Genomic DNA, 23202 nt, shown 5'->3' on the forward strand with positions numbered 1-23202 from the left:
ACAGCGGGCGCGGCGCGGCGAACGGCGCGGCGACGCCGAGCGACGTCCAGCCGGCGATCGCGTCCTTCGCCACCCACAGGACCGCGAGTACCTCGGGCGTGCGGGCTGTGCGGGGCCACCTTCACGCAGGGGTCGGCTGCACCTTCGACGTGCCGCCGAGGATCGCGAGGTACGGCGACTCCAGCATCTGCGCGACCACCCAGCAGCCAGGTCGCAGCGCCGTGGCGAGCAGCTGCCCGCGATCCACGGCGGCGCCGGCGGCGGCGGCGGTCTCGGCGCGCGCCTTGGGCGGAGGGCCCGACGCGGCGTCGACCAGCCGCGCCCGCAGCTTTCAGCTCGGCCCGGAACGCCTTCGCCTGGGGCGCCCTCGGCCCAGCCGCTGCGCCAGCTCGGACCGGCGCACATCCGCGACGCGATCGAGCGCCGCGAGGGCGCGCTCGCGCATCGCCTCGGTCGGTCGATCCGCGCCGCCAGGGCGGCGACGTCCGGCGGTGGCGCTGTCGTCCCCGGCCGCCCGAACGCCAGCGCCACCAGATCGCACGCCGCCCACGTCGCGCTGCCGGCATCGACGTCGATCGTCGCTGGCCTTGGGGCCGACGCCACCGCGCGCAGCGCGCCTGGTGACCGATCGCCCGAGCGCCTCCTCCGCCTCGGCCAGGAAGTCCGCCGCGCCGTCGTTGTCGAACGGTCCCAGTTGCCAGGTGCCCACGGCGCCACGCCCTCCGCGCCGCGCACAGAAGTCGCCGCCGCAAGACATCGAACCCATCATGCCCCCGACCCGACGACGCCCGCGCTGGAACATCGGCGACCTCACGCCATCCACCTGACCCGCGCCACGACGCGATCGCGCAGCTGCTCGAGGACAACCATGTGGCGATCCTCGACGGCGCGGTCCCCCGTCGGCAGCCCGCCCCGAGCGCGGACGAGCTCATGAAGGCTGGATCTACCGCGTCTTGTTCGTGGTGAACGAATTCCTTGTCGAGGCGACCCGGATCGGCCGCCTGCCATTCTTGATCGCCGACGTGCCGCCGGTGTTCACCGGTGACACCGCGCGCGGCTACAAGATCCACGGGCCGATGGAGTTCGCGATCCGCGACGCGCGTGGAGTGTCGCGGGCTCGAACCAATGTGTGCGTGGTCACATTGGAACCTCATCAACCGCCTGCGCGACCAGTTCCTCCGCGGCGGGTACGTGCCGTCCGACCGCCATCGCCCTGACGCCCCAATCGAGGGTCGCCCCCAATCGAGGGTCGCCCCAATCGAGGGCCGCAACCTCGGAACACCCTGCGCGGGTGAACGCGCGACGGATCGCGTCGCGGACCCCCACTTCTCCCCGAAACGCCTTGGGCCCGACAGGGTCGAGTAGCAACAGGGTGGAGTAGCAACCGATCGGCTCGCAGGAACGGGGGAGGTGCGACAGATCGCGTCGCAGAATCGCCAGCCCCCGCCGCCGGCGAGCTCGCGGTGACCAGGCCGCACAAGCAACAGCGACCCCGCCGATCCGGTTGGCCGATCCGGTTGGCTGCGACCCGGATCCAGGTCGCAGCGCCGGACCCGGGTCGCCGCTACCGCCGCGGCTTCCCAAGCAGCGCCTGGAAGTCGCGCGCGCCAGCAGCGGCCGGAGGTGGGAACGACCTTCACGCGGTCGAGGTGGGGTAGCCGAGCTCGACCGCGCGGGCCTGCGCCAGCGCGTCGTCGGGGGCGCCCCACCGCCGCGTAGCTGCACGCGGCCGCGTGCGTGATGTGCGGATTCTCCGGCGCGTACCGCCACCTGGTCGGCCATGCGCGCGCTGTCGGCGAAGCGCCGGGCGGCGTGGCTGACGATCAGCGCGTTGTTGGCGGCGTACAGCCACGACGTGCGTGCATATCCATCTGGCGGGATCAGCGCCGCCAGCAGCGCGCCGTAGACGGCGAGCGCGGCGTCGATGTTCGTGCCGGGCGGCGTGCGCGAGCGCGGCGACCTGGGCGATCAGGGGCCCGGTGCGCCGCGGGGCGGGCCAGCCCCTCGACCTCGGCCACGTCCAGCGCCGCCGCGCCCTGCCGGGCCTGCACGAGCAGCAGGAGCTGCGGAACATCGACCGTGTCGCCGCGCGCAAACCGCGCCCTCGGCGTCGGCCTGGCGTCGGCGGTGGCGCTCGACCGAGGCAGCCCGGAGCCGCGCGCCCTCGGCCGCCAGGGCCTCATCGGCGAGGGCCTGCTTGCACAGGCTCTCGAACAGGAACGCGGCGCGGACAGCGCGTCGTCGTCGAGCGCGTCGAGCGCCGCCGGCGCCAGCGCGGGCGCCGCGAGCTCGCGCACCACCCGCGACGCCGCCGCGCGCTGGCGCGCGTCACCCAGCTTGGCGACCTTGCGCGCCAGGCTGTAGCCCGTGACGTAGCGCTCGGCCATCCGGTGCACCGCGTCGCCGTCGTCGCGCCGGCCGAGCGCGTCGCACAGGCCAACCATCGTCTCCCAGTTGTTGTCGTTGTACGAGGTGGCGCCGAGCACCACCCGCGCCACCTCGGCGCGCGCCTCGTCGAGCTGCCCGGCCCGCACCAGCTCGTCGACCAGGTGCGGGCGCCAGTGCGTGTCGGGCCACCGGCACCCCGGCGACGCCAGCGCGCGCCGCAGCACCTCGCGCAGCAGCAGCGGCGTGCGCGGGCGTGCGCTGGGCTGGGTCGAGCAGCGTGCTGCAGCCCGGAACAGGTCCCACGGCTCGGCCAGCCCGCGGTGCGCGAACGCCGCCGCGAACGCCGCGACCACGTCGGCCTCAGGCGGATCGCCGCCCACGCCGCCTTCATCTCGTCGAGCGTGGGCTCGGGCGGCGGCTTCACTGGTTCCTGCGCCTGGGGCACGCCGCCGAGCGCCCGCAGCACCTTGCGCGCCTCCGGCGCCAGCGCGTCGATCACCGCTGCTGGTCGGCCAGCGGCTGCTCGCCCAGCCAGGCCCGCCACAGGTCACACGCGTGCTCGACGTACCAGCGCGCCTTGCGGCCGGCCGCGCAGGAACCGCATGGCGCGGCGCCTCACCCATGCTCCAGGCGTGCCAGTCCGACACCGCGGTGCCGTACTCCTCATCGATCGGCCGGATCACCGCGGCGATCGGCTGCCGCTGGTGCAGCCGCTGCAGCGTCGCGTCGACCGCCTCGTTGAACGCCGCCCACTGCTCGCCGGTGGCCTCGCCTGGTCCGCCCGCGGCCCCGGACTCGGATACGTCGCCGCCACCACCCACTGCAGCGAGTCGGCGTCGTGCAGCAGCACCACCACACGCTCGCCCACCTTGGCCTCGATCGTGTCGAGCGCCACCGGCGCGCCGAGACCCTTGATCGGAGCCCGCAGCGGCTCGCGCAAGATCGCCACCAGCCCCCACGTCTTGCGCGCGCACGACACCCCATGCCCGACGTGCAGGTACGGCCGCTCCGCCGACGCTTCCGGCGCCCGCAGCACGACCGCCCTGCCCGTCGACCCCCGCGGGGCCGGCTTGGCTGGCGCTGCCGACCTTGCCGCCGCCTTCCCGGCCGGCTTCGTCGTCGCCCTCCGCGCCGCCGTCCCCGCCTCGCCTGGACGGCTTAGCTGCCGCCGCCTTCCTGGCAGAGGGCGTGGGCTCTGCCGCCGGCGTCGCCCGCGGCTTGCGCTTCTTGTCCCCACGCTTGGCTGCTGCCACGCCGCGAGCGTACACGCCGGCGCCCGTTGCCGTGCCTCACCTGGTCAGCGCGCCACCTCACCGGTAGCCCGAGGTCGGTGATGACGGTGAGCTGCGCCTGGGCGACATGGTCTACGATGAGCGTCCATGACCCATCGACGCCAAGCCTTCGTCGATGCCGCGAGCGACGACCGCATCGACGCCGAGCGGTGGGGCGGCGAGATGGCGGCGGCGGACGTGGCGACGATGGTGGACGGGTACCAGGCGCTGAACGAGCGGTCCGCGGGTCGCTACGCCGAGTTCCTGCGCCAGGCGGCCCGGTGCCAGAAGTGCGGCGCCGACGAGGCGATCCCGGTCGGCAAGCGACCGGTGCCGCTGTTGTGCGGGACGGGGACGGCGACAGCAGAAGTGCTCGCGAGCGCCCAGGAAGCGCTGAAGCCCTACCGGCGGGACGACAAGTCGATCCGTCTCGATCCCGAGCGTCCGGCGAGCCTCGACGCGCTGCGCACGTTCCTCGATGAGCACGGGCGCGGGGCTGTCGGTGGGGCATTGCGGCTGGGGCGACCTGACTGGCGCCTGCGCGGCTCCCCAACTTCGCGAGGGGGTGAAGCTGATGGTGCCGGGCGCCGACTGGTACCCGATCTCGCAGTGCGCGAACTTCTTGATCGATCGGTACGCGTCGTGGGACGCGACGCTGCGCAAGTTCTTCTTGCAGCTCGGCCTCGACGAGGAACGCGCGCGGAAGTTCATCGTCGAGCAGCGCATGTACCTGGGCAACGTGCTGCTCTGCTATCGCACGGGGTATGACCGCACCGGCACGAAGAACCTGTCGCCGCGATCGTTCGACAACTGCGCAGAGCACCTGCGCCGGCACATCGACGCGGTGGCGCCGGAGATCCTGGTGACGTTCGGCGGCAACGGCGCGCGCCGCCGCGTCCTCGGTCGGCGCCAGCGCCGAGGGACGAGGACGCGCTGGCCCGCGGAGCTGCGCGCGCTGACGCCTCGCGCCTGCAGGCGATGGCGGCCTCCACGCTGACCGCGGCGGCAGCGCTCGCCCGCACGCCTGGGGAGCGGCGGTTGACCCACCGTGCGGCTCTACCACCTCCGTCCTATGGGCACGTGAACAAGTACCGCGACGACTACGCGGCGCTGAAGCGGCTGCTGAACGCCGCCTCCTCGCAATGACATCAAGATGCGAGCGCCTGAGATCCGGCTGAGATCCGGGTCGCGACCGATCGAATCGCGATCGCGATCCCCCCGATCCGGGTCGCAGCGGTCGCATCCGATCGGATCAGGGGGGTACCAGGGTCGCATCCGATCGCATCGCGGGGCCCCGAGTCGTCAGGGGTTGACGTCGCCCTCGATGCGCGCCGCGATGTCCATGCTGCCCGGGTCGCAACCGATCGGATCGATGGGTCGCAGCTCGAGGGATCCGGGTCGCAACCGGACCGGCATCGATGTCGACCGCAGATCCGGGTCCTGATCCGTCGCAGCCACCCGGATGGAGGGCCACCCGGATGGAGGCTACCGTCGCGGCCGAACGACATCAGGAACTGCAGCACGTACCAGAACAGCGTCGCGATGGTGGAGAACAGCAACAGCGCGGCGGCGACGTGCGCGGTCGGCGGGAAGTCCCGCGCGATCTGGCCGGTCTGGTACAAGATGTAGCCGGCCATCAACAGGATCATGGCGCCAGCGAACACGGCGCCGAGGCTGAAGCCGAAGATCATCGAGGCCACGATGATGCCGAGGGCGGCGAAGCTGCCCACCATCAAGGCGCTGCGGAGGAACGAGAAGTCGCGGCGGGTCACGAACACCGTCAAGGTCAGGCCGACGAAGATCGCCAGCGTGACCGTCGCCGCTTGCAGGATGACCGTCTGGGCATCGCCCGCGCCCAGCTTGAGCATCGCGACCCACAACAGCGGTTGCAGCAGCAGGGCCTGCGCGATCACGCTGACCCCCAAGCCCAGGTACTGCAGCGCGCGCGACGATTGCGACCACGCCAGGCGATCGCCGACGTAGCCGACGCCCATGAACAGCGCCAGCACCAGGAGCCAGTTCCAGGTGCCGCCGAATGCCCACCGGGACATCGCCAGGCTGGTCTCGGGGAAGAACCTCATCATGCCGCCCGTGAGCACCGCCAGCGCCACCAGCGCGACGCCGAGGTGGGCGTAGGTCTTGCGCAGGAACGCCATGCGGTCGCTCTGACCGAGCGTGGCTGAGGCGAAGGGGATCGAGCGGGGGGACGAGGCTGCGGCACGCATGGGGCACCTCCGGTGCGGTTAGCCACACCATGCGGCCGCGGGTCGTTGTCAACAAGCCGCAAGTTTCGAATGAAACATTCGATTATATCGAAGTGTCCGCTGATCGACCCGCCCGTCGGCCCGCGACGGTCGCCGCGAGATCTGGGTCGCAGCCACTGGTGGGCGCCAGCGAGAGCCGGCGCACGTTCCACGACAAGGTGCTCGACGGGATCCGCAAGTTCCTGGAAGCTCATGCGATGCGAGCCAAGACGGGGCCGCGCGACTTCTACCAGTTCGAGAAGGAGCTGCACGCGCGGCTGATGGAAGCGGAGCGCGAGATCGTCGGCGACGTCATGTCGGCGTCGGACGTCGACGCCGACGCGATCGAGATCGAGGGGGTGGTCCAGCGGCGCGTGCTCAAGAGCGCCGAGACGTACATGACGGCGGCCGGCGCGGTGCACGTCGAGCGCTGGCTGTACAAGGACCGCCGGAACCCGGAGGCCCACGCGCTCGCCGCGATGGATCTCCGACTCGGGATCGTCGAGGGGTTCTGGACGCCGCGTGCAGCCGAGCAGGCGGCGTGGGTCGTGACGCAGATGACGCCGCAGAAGTCGGAGGATCTGTTCGAGCGCGTCGGCAACATGGCGCCGTCGAAGAGTAGCCTCGACCGTCTGCCGAAGGCGACCGGTGACCGCTGGGAGGCCACGCGCGAGGCGAACGAGGAGGTGCTGCGCGAGGCGATCGTGGTGCCCGAGGGCGCGCAGTCGATCGCGGTCTCGCTCGACGGTGTTCTCGCGCCGGTCGACGGCGGCAACAGCCCGACCGAGGTCCGCAACGCCGCGGCGGCCGAGGGGCGCTTGAGCAAGGGCCCGGCGGGCTACCGCGAGGTCGGATGCGCGACGCTCTCGTTCTGCGACGACAAGGGCGACCTGATCTCCGCGATCCGGTTCGGCCGTGGCCCCGAGCACAAGAAGGCCGCGCTGAAGGAGACGCTCAGCAAGGACCTGGCGCGTCCTCTCCGCTGCGCCCCGACCTCGCTTGTGCAAGGTCTCCGACGCCGGCAACGACAACTCGGGAGTTCCTCGACACGCTGGCCGATGGACCAGTGATCCTCGACTTCTTCCACGCCACCGAGAAGCTCGGCGCCGCGGTCGCGGCGGTCCACGGCGACGGCACGATGGAGACGAGGCACACCTTCGAGCGGCTCCTCACCGAGGACAATGGCGCCAAGGCGGTGATCGACGCGGTCGCACACCTCACGAAAGCACCCGCGGCGGGAGACGATCACGAAGGCGCTCAACTACCTCCGCAAGAACCGGCACCGCATGCGCTACGCCGAGTGGAAGCGCGCCGGCTACATGATCGGGAGCGGCGTCGTCGAAGCCGCGTGCAAGACGCTCGTCGCGCAACGGCTCAAGCTCAGCGGCATGCGGTGGGGCGCTCGCGGCGCCCAGGCGATCCTGACGATGCGCGGATGGGACCAGAGTGACCGCTTCGACGCGGCCTGGGCACTCGTCGCCGCGACGTATCACACCGAGGTCCAGGTGCTCGCCAACGTCGTCGACCTCACGCCCAAGCCGACGCCGAGGAAGCGCCGGGCATGAGCGTCAATTTCGGAACTACACCCTGACGTTAGTCGACCGGACCAGCGGGGCCGTACTGTGCAGGTGGATCCGGAACGGCCCGACGTGGAGAACCATCCGATGACAATGACCGCCGATGTCCGCGACCAGGCGTTCTGTCGCCTCGACCTCGAAACGACCGTCCACGAGGACAGCTCACGCGCCGTCGCCGCGGAGATGCAGCACGCGTTCTGGACGTTGGCTGATGCCGTCCTTGAACCACTGATCGTCGAGGGGATCTTTGGCGCCCCCAACTCAGGTGCGCCCGACGAAGCGCCGCCAAGGCCCGATCATCCCTACTGGCTGTTGCAGCGCGCGGCCCTACCGCCGAGCCTCGACGGGGCGCGGGTCGAGAGCCTCGGCATGCTTGGGGCGGTGCGCCGCTCAGCACGCGCGATCGACCGGCCCGCGATGGCCGGGTGGGTCGAAGAAGCGCTCACACCATCGGGGGGCGCGGGCCTCGAACTCGAGCATCTCACAGTGCTCGCGGGCCTCGTTCGGATTCCGCCCGTCTGGGCTGGCGAGGATGCGATGCACATCGAGTCCCCGGCTGGGCACTTGGTGGTTCCACGGTGCGCAATGGTGACGTCGCGTGGCTGGCGCCGCCACCAGGGCGTCACGTGCTACGGCAACCGGTCGAGTTCTCCATCGGAAGCCAGGGCAACGAGTGCTCGATCTCCCTCGCAGTCTACTGGTCACCATGGCTGGAGGGAGCTCCAACTGCCCCGGCCGCGCGTTGAACCGGGCAATCGAGGCGCTGCGGGCTGGCGGCTGGCGCGAGACGACAGACGTCGCTTGACGCTCGCCACGCGACGGTACCTCAGCGAGGGCGATCGAGTCGACCCCGGTGACCGAGTAGCAACGGAGAACCGAGTGGCAACCGATCGGTTCGCAGGGCTGCGTCCCGGGACCGAGGGAGCCCGTCGACGGGGCGGCCGCGAGCCGGATCCAGAGCGACCCGAAGCGGGGCGGCTCAGGTCGGCCCCGGCCCAGGGACCGCCGTGACGCTTGGGGGGGCCTACCTCGAACCGCGGGGCGAAGCGGCGCCGCCGCCTCGGCGACGTCGGCGCCGCCGAAGGGCGACGACGACGACGCCTGCGAGCGAAAGTGAAGCACCGCCCGGGGCATCGGTCGACTGACAGCCGCAGCCTGCATCGGCCATGGGCTCGGGAGGTGTCACGACCGCCGTGCAGTCTGCGAGGCACGCGCCGTCGGGGCTGCCGTTCGCGAGGCCGTCGTCGCATTCCTCTGGCCCGTTGAGGACGCCGTCGCCGCACGTCGCGATGGCCGCGCAGGCCGAGTCGCACCTGCCATACATCCCATTGAGCGCGCCATCGTCGCACGTCTCAGGGCCGTAGACGACGCCGTCGCCGCAGTGCGCGCCGAGGCCGGTACAGGTCGTATTGCAGCTGCCGTAGTGACCATTGTCGGCCCCGCTATCGCACACCTCGGGACCGTTCACGACGCCGTCTCCGCAGTGCTCCGCGACGCCGCTGCAGGTCGCGTCGCATCGACTGTACTGGCCGTTCAGCGGACCCTGGTCGCACACCTCGGGCCCGTTGCGGATCCCGTCCCCGCACCACGGCGCTCGGCCCGAGCAGGTCGAGCCGCACGACGCCCCGTACTCGCCGTTCGAAGCGCCGATGTCACACTGCTCGGGGCCATTGACCGCACCGTCGCCGCAGTACGGCCCCATGCTCGCACAGCTCGAATCGCAGGATCCATAGGCCCCATTGGTGCTGCCGCTGTCGCACGCCTCGGGGCCGTTGGTGACCCCGTCACCGCAGTACGGACCAAGCGCGTCACACGCTGCGGCGCAGAAGCCGTACGAGCCGTTCGCCGCGCCGCTGTCACACGCTTCGGGACCATTGGTGACGCCATCACCGCAGTACGGCGGCACGCCCGCGCAGGCGACGTCGCACACGCCGCCGTACATCCCGTTGCCGGCGCCGTCGTCGCAGGTCTCCGGTCCGTTCACGACGCCATCGCCACATCGCGGGCCGAACGCGTTGCAGAGGAGGTTGCAGTTCCCGTAGGAGCCGTTCGCCGCGCCGCTGTCGCAGGCCTCGGGTCCGTTGGTCGTGCCGTCGCCACAGTATGGCCCCGGCGCCGTGCAGGTCGCGTTGCAGTGGGCGTAGCTGCCGTTGGCGGCGCCATCGTCACACTGCTCGGCGCCATCAACGAACCCGTCGCCGCACACGACGGGGATCACGTACTCGTAGGCGCCCATGTCGAATTCGGCGCCACTCATCCGATCGCCGTCGCGTGGACGCGAGACGCCGAGGTTGTCGGCGACGGGCGCGCCGGCAGCTGAACCGGTGTCGATGCACGGGCTCCCCGGCCGCAGCTGGAAGCTCGTCACCGACACGTACAGCGGGTCGGCGCTGATGACGCCTGGCCCCGGCGTGACCGCGACGTAGTCCGTCGAGTTGCCCCAGATGTCCGAGTTCGCGAAGCCGAGCGAGGTCGCGCCGCCGGATGTCCCCCGGCTCAGCCCGGTGACGTTGCTCGAGATGATGCTGTTCGCGATCGAAACGTCCGCCGACGCACCGGCGACGGCGTCGACCCGGACGGCGGTGAGCGCGCCATGGATCGTGCTGTTCACGACGTCAGCGCTGACGGCCCCGGTGCTGGCCTGGACGAGGACCCCGTCGTTGGAGATGCTGTGGACCACCGCGTTCGCGATCCGCGGCGCGCCGCCGACGACGAGGAAGCCGGAGCCCGAGTTCCTGATCGTGAAGGCGTCCAGCACCGGCGCGCCGCTCTCGACGCGGACCGCGGCGCCGGTCGCGTTCGTGACCGCGAGGCGGACGAGCGTCGTCGCGCCGCTGCGCATCGTCAGCCCCGTCGACGCGTTGTTGATCGTGAGGTTGCGCACGTCGGCGCCGCTCGCCGTCGGCAGCATGAAGAGGCCCGCCCAGGAACCCAGCGTCGATCCGGTCAGGGTCGCGGGCCCGAGCACGACGAGCTGTCCCTCGACACGAAGCTCGGCGCGGCTCAAGACGTCCCCAGACTCCATGACGTCCGTGCTCGCAAACGTCAACGTCACGCCCGACGCGATCGTCAACGTGACCCCCGACGCGACCGTCAGGTCGCCCTGCACGGTCGCCGAGGCGGTCACCGTCGTGGATGACCAGAGCTTTCCGTACAGGCCTGGCGTCGGATCACCTAGATACGGCAGCGCGCCGAGGTCGCTGCCATCGTGTGCGCCGAATCGCCCCGGCGAGTTCGACGTCAGGCGACTTTCAAGTGATGACAGGATCGGGTTCCCCTGGATGATGCCAGGCCCGACGGTCGCCCCGGAAGGTATGTTGGAAGAACGAAAGACATTCGTGTACGACAAGGACACCGCCGCCTGTGACGCGCGCAAGATCGCCCCCGTGGCGATGCTGTTGCGCACGCTCACAACAGACGTGCCATTGGCGTAGATCGAAGTGCCCAGGGTCGAGATCGTGCAGTGTTCGACATCGACCGTGCCCGCATCGACCTGTAGGCCATACGTGAAACTTGTCGTGCTGCGAATCGTGACGTCGTTGAGCGTCACGGCCCCTGACTGAACCACGACCCCAGAAGACGACGCATTCACGATCGTGACGTCGTTGGTCGTGAACAGCGCGCTGCTGGCCTTGTAGATGATTGCCCTGGAGGCGCCGGTGATGCGGACATGCGAGAGCTGCACGGAGGTCGCGGTCGTGTCGACGAGGATGCCGCCGGTCGTCAACGTCACCGGCTGCGCCGTGGTGCCCACCGCGGCGAGCTCGCCGGCGACGGAAATGACGTAGCTGTTGCTGGCGAAGATGACCGATGCGCCTGGTTCGATCGAGAGTGATGCCCCAAGCGGGACGGTGACGCTGCCCTGGAGTCGATACGGCGAACCCGCCGGCGTCCAGACCTGATTGACGATATTGGTCCCGGCCGGAATGACCGTGTCGGCGCGAGACGGCCTGGCGGTCATGGCGAGCGCGGCCATGCACGCCGCGGCGAGCGCGAGCGCGGTGCGCGTGCTCGTCGGGTTTCCGGTGCTGCGGGGTGTGTTCTGGAGCATCAGGACCTCACGTTCTATGCCGGACGTTCGAGCGTTCGAGGGGGCAGGTAGCTTCTCGGCGCTTCTCGGCCTGTCAGCCCGCCCAGATCGTTCCGGGACGTGCGGCAACTGGCCGTCCATCGCTGGGCGTCAGGGGGGGGCGCCCGACCTATCGACGGGCGAGCGCCGTCGTTGCGGGAGCCAAACGAGCGGCCGGACCAAGTGCGTCGAGACTCGCGCTGACCGCCGCCCTTGGCTCGATCGACGACTCCCTCCTCGCCTCGCCCATGCTCCGCCTCGCCCCATCGCCGCGACCTTATCCCAAGCGGGATCAGGACGCAAGAGTGCTGCAGTTCTAGGGCGTTCGGTCACGCATGCCTCATCGTTAGATCGCGTTGCGAAGCAGCCCGCGCGGCAACAGCGTTCCGCGTCGCACGACGTGATCGCGATGAGATGTCGATCGGCTGCATCGTGGCGTTTTAATTCGCGGATCGAGCGACTTTCATCCACTCATGATGGCGCTCGGGTCCGAGGAAGATCTGGCGCACAGAAGAGAAAGCCCGCGTCTGCGCGGCGTGGCAATGGTCGAGTCGCGTCCGGGATCGAGTCGCAACCCATCGGTACGCGGTCCGCAACGCCGAGCCGCGCTCGTGTTCCCAGCCGCGGCCGGCATCCGGGCGCATCCGCGCTTTCACCCCGGCCGCTCGCCGCGCTACGGCTTCCCTCACGGACTCTACGATCGGGAGCTCGAGCTCGAGTTGCGCGACCACCCGCGGTGGTCCCAGCCCTGGCGACGGCGCCAGCTCCTGGCGGGCATCACGCCCGCCGCCGACGTGTGCGGGTTTCGCTGTCGCTGCGTCGGGCGCGCGCGCGGTCCAGGTCGCGACGGTCAGGTGGCGCCGTTCCGGACCGGGTGTACGCTCGCCCGATGGTGCGACTCGGGACTGCGCCGGCGGTGCTGACGGCCCTCGTGGCGGTCGCCTGCGGCCGCGGCGACAAGGCGAGGCCGAACGACCGACCCGCCACCGCCCCTGCGACCGGCACCGCTGCGAGCACCGCAGGCGCGCCGGTACAGAACCTGACGCCGGACGAGCTGCTGGCCCGGGGGACGCCCACCCTGGTCGTTGGCACCCTCGGCGACGACGCGGCTGACCGCGCGATCGTCCTCCAGGCGGAGCGGGTCCGCGAGCTGTTCGCGGGCGCCGCGATCGTGCCCGACACGTCGATCGACCTCGCGGCAGGCCCGTCCGGGTGGCCGCCCAACCCGATCCTGTACGGCGGCGCGCAGGTGAACGCCGTGGTCGCGGCGCTCGGCGACGAGCTGCCGCTCCACGTCGACGCCGAGCGGATCGTGGTCGGCGGCGAGACCTACGCCGGCGTCGGCGAGCGCGTGATCGCGGTGGTCCCCGCTGATGCCACTCACCCGGCGTTCTTGCTCTACGCCGGCACCGGCACCCCGGGCGTCGCGGAGATCAATTCGATCCGCCACGGCGGGGAGCCGCTGCTGCTCGCCGACGTGCATGGTCGGCTCCAGACCGGGACCTGGGTGCGGGGCGCCGACGGCGAGGTGACCGCGACGCTGGCGGCGCGCGCGCGGCGGATCGCGTGGCGCACCGTCGACCGCGCGGTCGCGGGCGCCACGGTGCGGGTGGCGTTCCCCGCGCAGCTCGCGGCGGCGCCCGACGAGGCGGCGGTGGTCGACGCGATCGCTCGCGGCAGCGCGCGCGCGGCCGAGCGCCTGCAGGTGGCGGCCCCGCCGGCGATGACGATCTACGTGTACCCGGACCGCCGCAGCAAGGAGACGCTGACCGGCGACCCGGGCGATGGCCACGCGGTCGCGTCGGGCGCCGCGCTCCACGTGATCCGCTTTGACCCGGCGCCCGACGGCGGCCTCGAGCGGCTGGTCACCCACGAGGCCACGCACGCGATCACCGGTCAGCTGTGGGGGCCGGCCGGCTCGGGGCTGATCGGCGAAGGCATCGCGGTGTGGGCGTCAGGCCAGTACGGCGGGCGCGCCCTCGCCGACTGGCAGCACACGCGCGGCGATCGCCCCCCGGTCGCCGCGCTGCTGCCGATGAAGGCGTTCCGGGCCAGGCCCGAGGCCGACACCTACCCGCTCGGCGGCCTGCTGGTCACCATCGCGGTCGAGCGGGTCGGCCTCGACGCCGTGCGCGACCACCTGTTCGGTGCGACCGCCGAGACCTGGGCAGACGCGTGCAGGACCGCCGGCACGACCGCCGAGGCGCTCGACGCCGCGCTGGCCGCGCGCCGCTGATCGCGGCCGGCGAACCGGAGCCCCGAGTCGCCCCGAGAACCGAGCCGCAACCGAACGCAGCGGCGTGATCTGCTCATGGATCACGACACCTAGGGCAGGCTGGTCGAGGTGTCGAGCTCCGCTGCCGATGCACCGCAGAACCGAGGCGCCGGAGAACCGAGGCGCAACCGATCGGATCGGCGGATCGTGCGGAGCTGGGGCCGCCGGGCCGCGGTCCCAGCCGCACAACCGGGCACGGCCTTGCGCGCGGTCTCGGCTTCGAACATCCTCGGCGGATGACGACCAAGAGCCTGGCATGGGGGGCGGCGGTGGTGGCGCTGATGCTGGCCGCGTGTGCGATGAAGCCCGTCAACACCCGTGCGCTCCACATCGAACCGACGCTACCGCTGGTCGCGACCAAGATCCCACGTCCGCTCTATGTCGTGCTCGATCCCACGCAGGTCCCCGACGAGTACACCATTCCTGCGCGGACCACCAAGGAGATCCGCATACTGGAGATTCGCGAGTTCGTACGCCGCGACCTCCGCGACGCCCTGTCCTCCATGTTCGCCGCCGTGACCGTCGTCGGTCTCGACGACGTGGCGCCGCCCGACGCGATGATCGCGCAGGTCCAGATCCAGCGGTTCGCCGCGGAGATCGATCAGGTGACCTCGGGCGACGTCATCGCGGGGCGTGTCTATGGACAGATGGGCTGGTCGTTCGCGATCCGCAAGATCGATGAGCCCGAGTTCAGGTTCTCGTATGCCGAGACCGTCACAGGCACATTCCCCCTCGTGAGGGTCGACCAGACCGCCGAGATGATGGAGTCGACGTACCGGATTGCCCTCGAGCAGCTGATGGCGCGCCTCTCGGACCGTGAGGTCATGGCCCGCCTGTCGGAGTGACGCGCGGAGAGCCCTCGAGCAGCTGATGGCGCGCCTCTCGGACCGTGAGGTCATGGCCCGCCTGTCGGAGTGACGCGCGGAGAGCCTCGACCGGGAGGCTGCGAACCGGAGCCCGCGGAATAGCTTTCGGTCCCTCGATACGGATGCTCGATCCGGTTGGAGGCGACCGGATCCCGGCGACCCGGATCCCGGGCGCCCCGTGTTGGAGCGGGCGCAGCTCGTCGACTGTGCCCCCTCAACCGGTTGGCTGCGACCCGGGGCCGGCGCGGGGTCACAGCCGGAACGGCGTCGCGTCGGCGGGGACCGGCTCGCGCAGCGCCGCCGTCCGGCGCCGCCGGGGCGCTCGGCCTCGGCCCGACATAGCTCGGCGACCAGCGGGTGATCGCGCGTGTTGAGGCGCAGCGACCACAGGGCCGAGCCCTTGAACGCCAGCGCCAGCAGGTCGGCCGGCGCCAGCCCGAGCACCGGGAACTCGGCTGGATCCTGGCACGCTGATGCGCGCCTCGCCCAGGACTGAGTCGCCCCTTGCGCTCCACCACGACCGAGGTCCTCGACCTGCACGTGGGCTACGACGAGTCGTGGATCGTCGAACGCTGGCCCGACCCGGAACCTGCGGCGCCGGCGCGCGCGGCGCCGGCCCACCGAATCGCGCGGCGATCGCAGCGGTCCACCGGCCAGGGGCACGGGCGCGCGCGGGCGGGCTACTGTGGACAGCGCTCGAGCTCGTCGAACGACGTGGCGGCGAGCACGCATCGCCGTTGTCGAGCGTCGCCCGCGCCCTTGCAGCCCGCGGCCAGCACCGAGCGCTGGGCGTCGAAGCGCGCGAGCATCTGGCCGGTGCGGTCCTTGGCCGCGATCAGCTCGCGCATGTGATCGAGCGCCGCGGCGCACTCCCGCGCGGTGATGCCGCCGCTCCGCCGCATCATGCCGGCGGTCGCGGCGACGGCCAGCACCAAGACCAGCAGGGCCGTGCCATTCCCGATCGGGGCATGGTCGCCGCTGAGCCCGCGCCAGAGGCTCAGCGTGCCGAGCAGCACCGCCACGACGGCCACGCCGAACGCGGCGACGTTGCCCCACTGGTACCCCCCGTGCGGGGACGCGGGCAGCCCGACGTCGAACCCGCGGTAGATGCCGAACGCGCCCCAACCAACAACGATCAAAGTGAGCAGCTTCTTCACGGCCCGTCCTCCTGCGCGCACGACTGTCTCACGACGCCCGAGCGCGGTGATCGCCAGTCGCGCCTGATTCGCACCCATCGCGAGACGCCCCCCGACGCGCACGGGATGATGGCGCTATGCTCTCGACATCCGATGGCCGCCGACCCGATGGACTTCTCCGACGTCGCGCTCACGCCGGACCGCCGACTCGCAGCCGACGAGTTCCGGATGTTGTGGGTTGACGACTGGTACGACGGCCCCTCGCCGGAATGGTCGAGCGCGGTGGTGAGCTCCTCTACCTGGCGGTGCACGAGCGGGGCGCGCTGGGTCGCGACACCCCTTGGCGCTGGGTCGTGCTGCGCCTCGCGCCCGCCGCACGTGCCGAACAAGAACGACAACACGCGCCGTTCGCGCATCACGTCGGCGAGCACTGGTGCATGCACACGGTCCCTCATCCGGAGATCGAGGAGGGGCGCTCCGCCAGCCACTTCTATCAACAGCAAGCCACCCGTCCGCCGCTGACCCGCGCGGACTGCGAGGTCATCGGCTGGCTCGACGACGCGCCGCCGCCCGAGCGCCGGCGCGCGCCGTCATAGGCCCGCTGGCCGCCGGGGTGCAGCCGACCCAGTCTTCCTTCGTCGGCCGTGACCCGGATGGCCGGGCGACCCGGATGGCCGGGGGAGGGAGCGCCCCCGGCGCCCCGCGCCCCGCGGTTGGCTGCGGCGCAGGACGGCGGCGCGGGACGGGCCAGCTTTCCGAAACCTCGCGGGCGCCGCGGTGTCTGAACGGCGTGCGTAGGTGGGGCCTGGCGTTGCTTGTGGTCGGTTGGGCGTGTGTGCCGCCGGGGCCAGCCGCGCCGCCGCCCGCGCCGCCGCTGCCGAGGCTGGCGACGCCGGGGCACCTGTTCTTGATCAGCACGGAGGACGGCGCCGCGCACTGCCAGCGGTGGGACGTCGTCCCGGCCGCGGGCGGGCAGGGGCAGCTGGTCCGCGAGATCGACATCAGCGGTGAGGCCGGTGTCGACACGATCGACTACCACCTGCGGGGCGCGACGCTGACCCTGACTGGCCGCACCCGCGGCATCGCCGCGCGCCTGAGTTTGATGGGCTGTGAGGTGCCCCTGCCGTCCGAGGACCTGGTCGACGCGGTCGCGGTCGGCGACAGCCGGTGGTTCGCAGACGCGGCTGGGTGCGACCGCGCCCTGGCCCAACATGCGCGGGTCGCCACCGACCTGACCCAGTGCGAGTTCGAACCGTTCGTTCCGGACGCGGTGCAGCAGGCGACGCGGCGCAGCTTCGAGGAGCTGCTGCTGCGCGGTGGCGTCGCGTACGCCGTGGGGGCGACGCTCGCGTGGCGGCCGCGGCGAGGACGGGCGCTGCGAGCCGTTCAACGTCACGCCCTCGAAGCGTCAGCGCCGGGGCTGCTAGCCGGCGCGCTGTGGCGCGAGACCGTCAGCCACGGCGTGCGTGAGAAGACCAGCACGGCTACATGTACTCGCGCGGCGGGAGGCGCGCGTTGGCCGCAACGGGCCCGACGAGCTGACGCGGCTGGGGCACAGCGTCACGCACGCGGACGGCTCGGGCTACGGCATCGGCTGTGCGTCCACCGCCTATGTCACCTACGGCCGCGGGGTGGTCTATGCCGATGGGCCGCTGTACCTGACGCGCGCCGCGTGCCAGGACGCGATCGCCGCGCAACAGCTCCACGACGCGCGCACCACCGGTGCCGCGGTCACCGCTGGTGACGAGGTCGAAGCCGACGAACTCACAGACGGCGACGAGGACGCTGACGCCACGTGGACGACCTTCGCGCTGGGCGGCTGCTGAGCGGCGCCACGACCTGGGTGGCGGCCGATCCGCTCACGAGGCCGCTGACGCCGCGCAGATTCGCGGAACGGGCGCGCACCGACAACGCGACCTCCGCACCATGCTCACCGTCGGCGGCCCTCGGCGCCAGGGACACCCGCGTGCGGTCGGCGCGGCTCACCCGCCCACGGCTTCGATGATGGCATCCCAGGAGCCGAGTCGCCCGGATCCATGGGTGTCGGCGGCGTCGCCTGGCGCGATCGAGGAGTTGCTGCGGGAGTCTTCGCCTCACCCGATGGCGGTCATTGTCGGGCATCGGAGCGATTCGTAGACTGATCAGATGAGCTTCGACAGGGCGAGTCGGGAACAGGCGGGCGGCCCCGAGGCGAGCACCGGGGTGGCGGCGGGCAAGCGGACGCTGACGTCGGCGTTGCCGGTCCAGCGCCAGGCGCCGACCGCCGCGCCGACCGCGCCGATGGTGGCGCCGACGACCGCGGGCCGCGACGATCCGTTCGGGGTGCACCTCGACGGCCAGGTCTCGACGGCGACCGCGGCGCGCTCGCTCGAGGCCGCCCGCGAGCGCCACCTCGGGGCCGATGGCAACGTCGGCGAGCGGCTGTTCCGGGTGCCCTCCGGTGCCGAGATCACGTCGATGCTCAAGGCCGGGACCATCCCCGAGGACAAGCTCATCGCCTCGATCGAGACGGCGCTGACCCGCATGGCCAAGGAGAACAAGCTCAAGGTCACCGACCCGATACCCGACATCATCAAGCGGATCTTCCCGTCGCCCGGCGTCTTCGACGAGGCAGAGTTCGCCAACGTCGTCGACACGGCCGATCGCTCGCGGATCTACCAGTCGGTGGCGGACGCGCAGACCAAGCTCAACACGACCGATCAGCCGAAGGTCGAGGCATCTGGACGACGCGGTCAAGCTGATCGACGATGCCATCGCCGACGACACCGGGCTGACCGAGGTGTTCGGGACCAAGGCCGGGACAGCGAAGGCCGTCTACGCGAAGGCCAAGGTCGAGCTGCAGACCCGCAAGACCACGATCGACGTCTCGCTCAACACCGACTACAACCGCGACGACGAGGAGATCGGCCTCGGCGGCTGGGCCAACTTTGGCAAGAAGCAGGTCCACCTCCACCGCAAGGTGGCCGAGGTCGTCGACAAGAACGGGTCGACGGCGACTGTGGTCCACGAGTTCTGCCACCTCGCCGACAACACCGTGAAGGACAAGGGCTACTACGGCAGCGCGGGGTTCGAGGCGATGTCCGAGGACGAGAAGGTCACCAACGCCGCCCACTTCGAGGAGCTGCCGCGGCGCAAGCTCGGCACCAGCAAGTACGCCGGGCACACCTTCACGCCGGGCAAGACCAAGGGCGGCGGCGCGGTGACGTTCGAGGACGAGGTCAAGCGCGCGGTCAGCGAGTACTTGCGCAAGGCCTGGGACAAGGCTGTCGACTGCCACCTGTTCCTGCGCCGCATCAAGGGCGAGCTCGACGGCGGCGACGACTCGAACTTCAAGCTCCAGCAGCCGCGCATCATCGAGCTCTCGAAGCTCCAGCACCTGACCATCCACGAGCAGAAGCCACCGACGACGATCAACCTCAACGACATCGTCCTGTGCGAGGGCGTGGCGCACGCGACGACGAAGATCCGGCGCGAGGCGGCCAACGCGACGTACCCGACCACCGCCGCCGTCGGCAAGGTCGCCGCCGACTACGTGCCGGGCATCGCCGAGGCGACGATCAAGAGCTACGGCGCGCTGACCGGCAACGACGCCGACGACCTGACGCTCATGAACTGGTTGGTCGCCGAGTACAAGCTGGCGCTATGATCCCGGCGGTGCCCACAATCCGGTTCGGCGACGCCACGCTCGGGCTCGACGCCGAGGCCGTCGACGCGGTCAACGTCGCGGTCGACGATCTCGGGCCGCTGGCCGCGCTGACGCGGCTACGCCGGCTGCGGGTGACCACGACCGATCCGCACCGCGACCTGCCGTCGCAGATCTCGTCGCTGGCGCCGCTCGGGCCTGACGCTCCTCGAGGAGCTCGAGCTGCCGGGGGCGCCGGTGATCGACCTGACGCCGCTGGCCGGGCTGCGGCGGCTGCGGATCCTGGATCTCAGCGGCACGGCGGTGCGCGACCTCGCGCCCCTGCGCGGGCTGACCGCGCTGACCCGACTGCGCCTGGGCGCGACCGCCGTCGCGGACCTCGCGCCGCTGGCCGAGCTGCTCGGCCTCGAGGAGCTGGGCCTGGCCGGCTCGCGCGTCACCGACCTCGCCCCGCTGCGCGGCCTGGTCCGGCTCCGGCGGCTGGCGCTCGACGGCGCGCCGATCTCCGATCTGACGCCGGTGCTCGGCTCGCCGGCCCTGCGCGAAGGCGACCAGCCTCGATCTCTCGGGGACGCGGGTGGCGGACCTCGCCCAGCTCGCGGGGCTCACCGCGCTGCGCGAGCTACGCCTGATCAACGCGCCGGTCGTGGCGCTGGGGCCGCTGGCCGGGCTGGCGCTCGAGCGGCTCTGGCTCGACGGGACAGACGTGGCGAGCCTCGCGGGTGTCCCGACCGCGAGCTTGATCCACCTCGCGTTGTCGGGGACCGCGGTCGCGGACCTCGCGCCGCTGACGCGCGCGCATCGGCCCCGTGCGCTCCAGCTCGCGCGCTGCCCGGTGCGCGACCTGGCGCCCCTCGCCGGGCTCGATGAGCTCGAGGAGCTCAACCTGGCGGACACCGGCGTCGCCGACGGCGCCGCTGGTCAGCCTGCGGCGGCTGGCGCGCGTGAGCCGGGCGCGCCCGCGGTGCACGACGTCGCGGCGTTGATCGAGCTGCCGGCGCTCGCGCTGGTGGACGTGCGCGGCACGGGCGTCACCGCGGCCCAGGCTGCGGCGCTTGGTCGCGCGGGGCGCACCGTGCTGACTGCAGATCCGGAGCCAGCTGAGCGCGAGGACGCCGACGTCGGGTGGAGCCCGAGGCGTGATCCGGTTTGCGCTCGCGCTCGCGCTCGCGCTGATCGGCTGTGGGCGCGGCCACGGCGCTACGCCGGTGCCGGCGCCGCCCCAGCGTCGCTCACGCCCCGCGCCCGACCTGCGCTGGCACCGCGTGCGCGCCGGGCCAGTTCTGCGAGACGCGTTTCGAAGGCCACGACGCCGACCTCGACGGGCGACCGCTGGATCAGACGCGGTGCGAGCCGCTGCCGGAAGCGTGTCAGGCGCAGCCGACGTGCGCGTGCGTCGCCGTGGTGGATCCCGATGACATCGTGCGAGGACGACCACGGGTTGCTCCGCACCGACGACACGCCGTGACGCCAGCGTCCGGCCGCAGGCCTCACCGACGAGAACTCCTCCGATCCGCGCGCGGCCATCCGGGACCGGGGCAACTCGATCGATGGATCCAGCGGATGACCAGCCACCGATGGGAACCAGCACGAGCACCTGTGCCGAAGGTCCAGCCCAGATCAGGCGCACGCGCGCAGCCCTCGCGGCGGGCACGGCGCCGTCGCGGGTCGCCAATGAGCTGCTCCGCGTCGACGGCTTGGGCGATGATCGCCAGCTCATCCTGGTGTTCTGCGAGGCCACCGGCGCCAGCCCTGGGGACGCAGGCCCTCGGCCAGTGGTGGAACCGTGACACCGGCGTGACGGTGGCGGGCCCGTTCGATGAGTGGGCGCGCCGAGCCTTCGCGAAATAGCACGAGCTGAAATGCGGGTCGCGGCCACCCGCACGAAGGGGCCACCCTGGACAGGGCTGAAGCTGTCGCCGAGGAGGCTGACCTCCAGGCCGGTGGCTGCGACCGCTGACCCCGGCCTGGGCGACCCGATCCGGGGCGGGACCACACCGCCGAGCTGCGCCCGACGGCGCTGAGGCGGCTCGCGTGGCGTGCCCGTCCGCGCCGCTCGGGCGGCGGAGATGCGGGCAAGCTCGGGGGAACGTGTTCTGTCATCGAGCTCAGTCTACAAGGTCCCGCTGGCGCAAGATCGACGCCATGATGTCGGCGCACGTCGCGTTCCTCGATCGCCACTACGCCGCGGGGACGTTTCCTCATCTGGGCGGAAAGATCTCCGCGACGGCGGCATCATCCTGGCCCTCGGCGCCAGCCGGGCGCAAGGATCGCGCCATCATGGCGGAAGATCCGTTCGTCGCGAGCGGCGGCGCGGGCCCGCATCATCGAGTTCCGCGCCAGCCAGCGCGCCAGGATCTGCCGGCGCGGCTCGCGCCGTAGGCGCGCGGCGAACGTGGCGCGTCGGGCATCTGTGCCGCTGCGACCATGCCGCAACTCCACGAACGCCACGCGCCGCGGAGCCTCGAGCGTGCGGCGCCTCCGGCGGCTGGTGGATGAAGATGAAGACGGCCCACCCGCAGGCACGCTCGCCGTGCAATGGTCGCCGGATGATCAGGACCAGTGCGATCGTGATCCAGGCTACTGCGGTCGTCGCGGTCGCGGTCGTGGCGCTGCGCCGCCCAGCGCCGCGGCCGAGTCGCGCATCACCGCCCGAGGTCATGGCTGACGGCGGGCTGACGCTCGGCGTGGTGCGCGAGCAGCGCGATGACATCTGGGAGTGGCACCCGACGGCGGGGTTGCAGCTGCACGTCGCTGGGGCGCCGGTCCGCGTGCGGATCGCGGGACACCTCGGGGCGCCACGTCGACGTCGCGCTGGCGCCCGAGGTCTCGCTCGCGACCTGGCGCAACGACGTGTCGTCGGACGTCGCCGGCGGGATCGGCGCGCGCCTCGAGCTGCGGCTGGTCAGCGCCGCGGGCCGCACTCACTGGCTACGGCCGGCGGCCGCCGGCTGGTGTCGGCAGCGACTACGATCCCGCGGTGACGATGGCCGGCGGCGTGGTGTTCCCGCGCTGGCGGCGGGCGCTGCGCTACGGCGCGGAGTTCGCGTACACCGACCGGACCGGCGGGAGCACGTCGTCAACCGGAATGACATGCGGCCGATGGGCCGCAACCCTGGCATCTCGCGACGTTCTTCGTCGGTCTCGAGCTCTGATCTGATCTTGATGACGCGACGCTGATCCGCGCCGCGCGCGCCGCGCGCCGCACGGACTGTCCGCCCGACCGGAACCGCGAAGGACCGGAACGGGAACGAGTCGCCAGCGACCGAGGTCGCACCCATCGGCGCGCACAGGTCCAGGGCCGGCGGGGACGGCGCGTTTGCCGGCGTTGGACGGCCGGCGCGAACGAGCGGCCCCCCGCGTGCGCCGCGTGCGACCGGTCGTCTCGCGACGCGGTGACCGCGAGCGCCCAGTCCGCCAGCGGACGTCGAGACCCCGCGACGCGCTCGCCCAGGATCCGCCGTCGCGCTGTGCTCGACGCTTTCGCGCGGTGTGGAATGGGCTCACGCCCCCTCGCCGAACGCCTCCGTGGTCGGCGGCGGGGTCGGCGGCCACGGCGCTTTGTGCACCCCACGAGCGACCGGGGCGCACGCGGGAGACAGCACATCCAGGACGGACAGCGAGCATGCCGTCGGCGCGCGGTGGCGGCATCCGCGCGCGATGACCGCATCGGGAGCACGGGAGGCAGCCGTCCACGAGGTGGACACCGCGCGCACCGCGTCGAGCCGACCGCG

The 23202-nt window shown here is 71.8% G+C and carries 18 protein-coding genes; 10 read left to right on the forward strand and 8 right to left on the reverse strand.

What is annotated here, in order from left to right:
* Positions 1-331: 331 nt before the first annotated feature.
* The 4 genes from IPL61_06900 to IPL61_06915 all read right to left on the reverse strand — a co-directional run bounded on the left by IPL61_06900 (position 332) and on the right by IPL61_06915 (position 4145).
* Positions 332-709 (reverse strand): DUF4259 domain-containing protein, encoded by a 378-nt coding sequence (locus IPL61_06900; protein MBK9031050.1) that lies wholly within the window; start codon positions 707-709, stop codon positions 332-334.
* A gap of 1171 nt (positions 710-1880) precedes the next feature.
* Positions 1881-2768, reverse strand: coding sequence for a hypothetical protein (locus IPL61_06905; GenBank protein ID MBK9031051.1), 888 nt, complete (start codon positions 2766-2768; stop codon positions 1881-1883).
* A 299-nt stretch (positions 2769-3067) separates the two neighbouring features.
* Positions 3068-3424, reverse strand: coding sequence for a hypothetical protein (locus tag IPL61_06910; protein MBK9031052.1), 357 nt, complete (start codon positions 3422-3424; stop codon positions 3068-3070).
* A 328-nt stretch (positions 3425-3752) separates the two neighbouring features.
* Entirely contained in the window at positions 3753-4145 is a 393-nt protein-coding gene (locus IPL61_06915) for a hypothetical protein (GenBank protein MBK9031053.1), read from the reverse strand.
* A 79-nt stretch (positions 4146-4224) separates the two neighbouring features.
* Between IPL61_06915 and IPL61_06920 the strand changes: the two genes are divergently transcribed.
* Complete coding sequence (locus tag IPL61_06920; GenBank protein ID MBK9031054.1) at positions 4225-4656, forward strand: hypothetical protein; 432 nt, start codon at positions 4225-4227, stop codon at positions 4654-4656.
* Between the two features lie 151 nt (positions 4657-4807).
* Here the strand turns inward: IPL61_06920 and IPL61_06925 are convergent, their stop codons facing one another.
* Positions 4808-5884 carry a Bax inhibitor-1/YccA family protein gene (locus IPL61_06925; protein MBK9031055.1) on the reverse strand — a complete coding sequence of 359 codons (1077 nt, stop codon included), beginning with the start codon at positions 5882-5884 and terminating at the stop codon, positions 4808-4810.
* A gap of 158 nt (positions 5885-6042) precedes the next feature.
* Between IPL61_06925 and IPL61_06930 the strand changes: the two genes are divergently transcribed.
* On the forward strand, positions 6043-6972 hold the full coding sequence (locus IPL61_06930; protein ID MBK9031056.1) for a hypothetical protein: 930 nt from the start codon (positions 6043-6045) through the stop codon (positions 6970-6972).
* A gap of 216 nt (positions 6973-7188) precedes the next feature.
* Positions 7189-7467, forward strand: coding sequence for a hypothetical protein (locus tag IPL61_06935; protein ID MBK9031057.1), 279 nt, complete (start codon positions 7189-7191; stop codon positions 7465-7467).
* Positions 7468-8503: 1036 nt separating this feature from the next.
* Here the strand turns inward: IPL61_06935 and IPL61_06940 are convergent.
* Positions 8504-11530 carry a hypothetical protein gene (locus IPL61_06940; protein MBK9031058.1) on the reverse strand — a complete coding sequence of 1009 codons (3027 nt, stop codon included), beginning with the start codon at positions 11528-11530 and terminating at the stop codon, positions 8504-8506.
* A 907-nt stretch (positions 11531-12437) separates the two neighbouring features.
* Between IPL61_06940 and IPL61_06945 the strand changes: the two genes are divergently transcribed.
* Together IPL61_06945 and IPL61_06950 are read left to right on the forward strand one after the other, a co-directional pair.
* Complete coding sequence (locus tag IPL61_06945; GenBank protein MBK9031059.1) at positions 12438-13784, forward strand: hypothetical protein; 1347 nt, start codon at positions 12438-12440, stop codon at positions 13782-13784.
* A gap of 275 nt (positions 13785-14059) precedes the next feature.
* Entirely contained in the window at positions 14060-14668 is a 609-nt protein-coding gene (locus IPL61_06950; protein ID MBK9031060.1) for a hypothetical protein, read from the forward strand.
* 701 nt (positions 14669-15369) lie between these two features.
* On the opposite strand, the gene IPL61_06955 is transcribed toward IPL61_06950, so the two are convergent.
* Positions 15370-15846 carry a hypothetical protein gene (locus tag IPL61_06955; protein ID MBK9031061.1) on the reverse strand — a complete coding sequence of 159 codons (477 nt, stop codon included), beginning with the start codon at positions 15844-15846 and terminating at the stop codon, positions 15370-15372.
* Between the two features lie 248 nt (positions 15847-16094).
* On the opposite strand from IPL61_06955, the gene IPL61_06960 reads away from it, so the two are divergent.
* Complete coding sequence (locus IPL61_06960) at positions 16095-16421, forward strand: hypothetical protein (protein MBK9031062.1); 327 nt, start codon at positions 16095-16097, stop codon at positions 16419-16421.
* Between the two features lie 870 nt (positions 16422-17291).
* On the forward strand, positions 17292-17651 hold the full coding sequence (locus IPL61_06965) for a hypothetical protein (protein MBK9031063.1): 360 nt from the start codon (positions 17292-17294) through the stop codon (positions 17649-17651).
* 315 nt (positions 17652-17966) lie between these two features.
* Here IPL61_06965 and IPL61_06970 read toward each other — a convergent pair whose 3' ends face one another.
* Positions 17967-18290: a hypothetical protein gene (locus tag IPL61_06970; GenBank protein ID MBK9031064.1), complete on the reverse strand. Its 324-nt coding sequence runs from the start codon at positions 18288-18290 to the stop codon at positions 17967-17969.
* Between the two features lie 314 nt (positions 18291-18604).
* On the opposite strand from IPL61_06970, the gene IPL61_06975 reads away from it, so the two are divergent.
* The 3 genes from IPL61_06975 to IPL61_06985 all read left to right on the forward strand — a co-directional run bounded on the left by IPL61_06975 (position 18605) and on the right by IPL61_06985 (position 21850).
* Positions 18605-19471, forward strand: coding sequence for a hypothetical protein (locus IPL61_06975; protein MBK9031065.1), 867 nt, complete (start codon positions 18605-18607; stop codon positions 19469-19471).
* Between the two features lie 643 nt (positions 19472-20114).
* Entirely contained in the window at positions 20115-20936 is an 822-nt protein-coding gene (locus tag IPL61_06980) for a hypothetical protein (protein ID MBK9031066.1), read from the forward strand.
* Between the two features lie 680 nt (positions 20937-21616).
* Positions 21617-21850 (forward strand): hypothetical protein, encoded by a 234-nt coding sequence (locus IPL61_06985; GenBank protein ID MBK9031067.1) that lies wholly within the window; start codon positions 21617-21619, stop codon positions 21848-21850.
* Positions 21851-23202: the final 1352 nt, after the last annotated feature.

It is taken from the genome of Myxococcales bacterium (genome assembly GCA_016717005.1).
GTDB lineage: Bacteria > Myxococcota_A > Polyangia > Haliangiales > Haliangiaceae > UBA2376.

What these genes read in the sequence shown, in the direction of transcription:
- IPL61_06925 (MBK9031055.1), bottom strand. Translation starts at nt 5,884, where the DNA reads ATGCGTGCCGCAGCCTCGTCCCCCCGCTCGATCCCCTTCGCCTCAGCC.
- IPL61_06935 (MBK9031057.1), top strand. Translation starts at nt 7,189, where the DNA reads ATGCGCTACGCCGAGTGGAAGCGCGCCGGCTACATGATCGGGAGCGGC.
- IPL61_06940 (MBK9031058.1), bottom strand. Translation starts at nt 11,530, where the DNA reads ATGCTCCAGAACACACCCCGCAGCACCGGAAACCCGACGAGCACGCGC.
- IPL61_06945 (MBK9031059.1), top strand. Translation starts at nt 12,438, where the DNA reads ATGGTGCGACTCGGGACTGCGCCGGCGGTGCTGACGGCCCTCGTGGCG.
- IPL61_06950 (MBK9031060.1), top strand. Translation starts at nt 14,060, where the DNA reads ATGACGACCAAGAGCCTGGCATGGGGGGCGGCGGTGGTGGCGCTGATG.
- IPL61_06960 (MBK9031062.1), top strand. Translation starts at nt 16,095, where the DNA reads ATGGTCGAGCGCGGTGGTGAGCTCCTCTACCTGGCGGTGCACGAGCGG.
- IPL61_06985 (MBK9031067.1), top strand. Translation starts at nt 21,617, where the DNA reads ATGTCGGCGCACGTCGCGTTCCTCGATCGCCACTACGCCGCGGGGACG.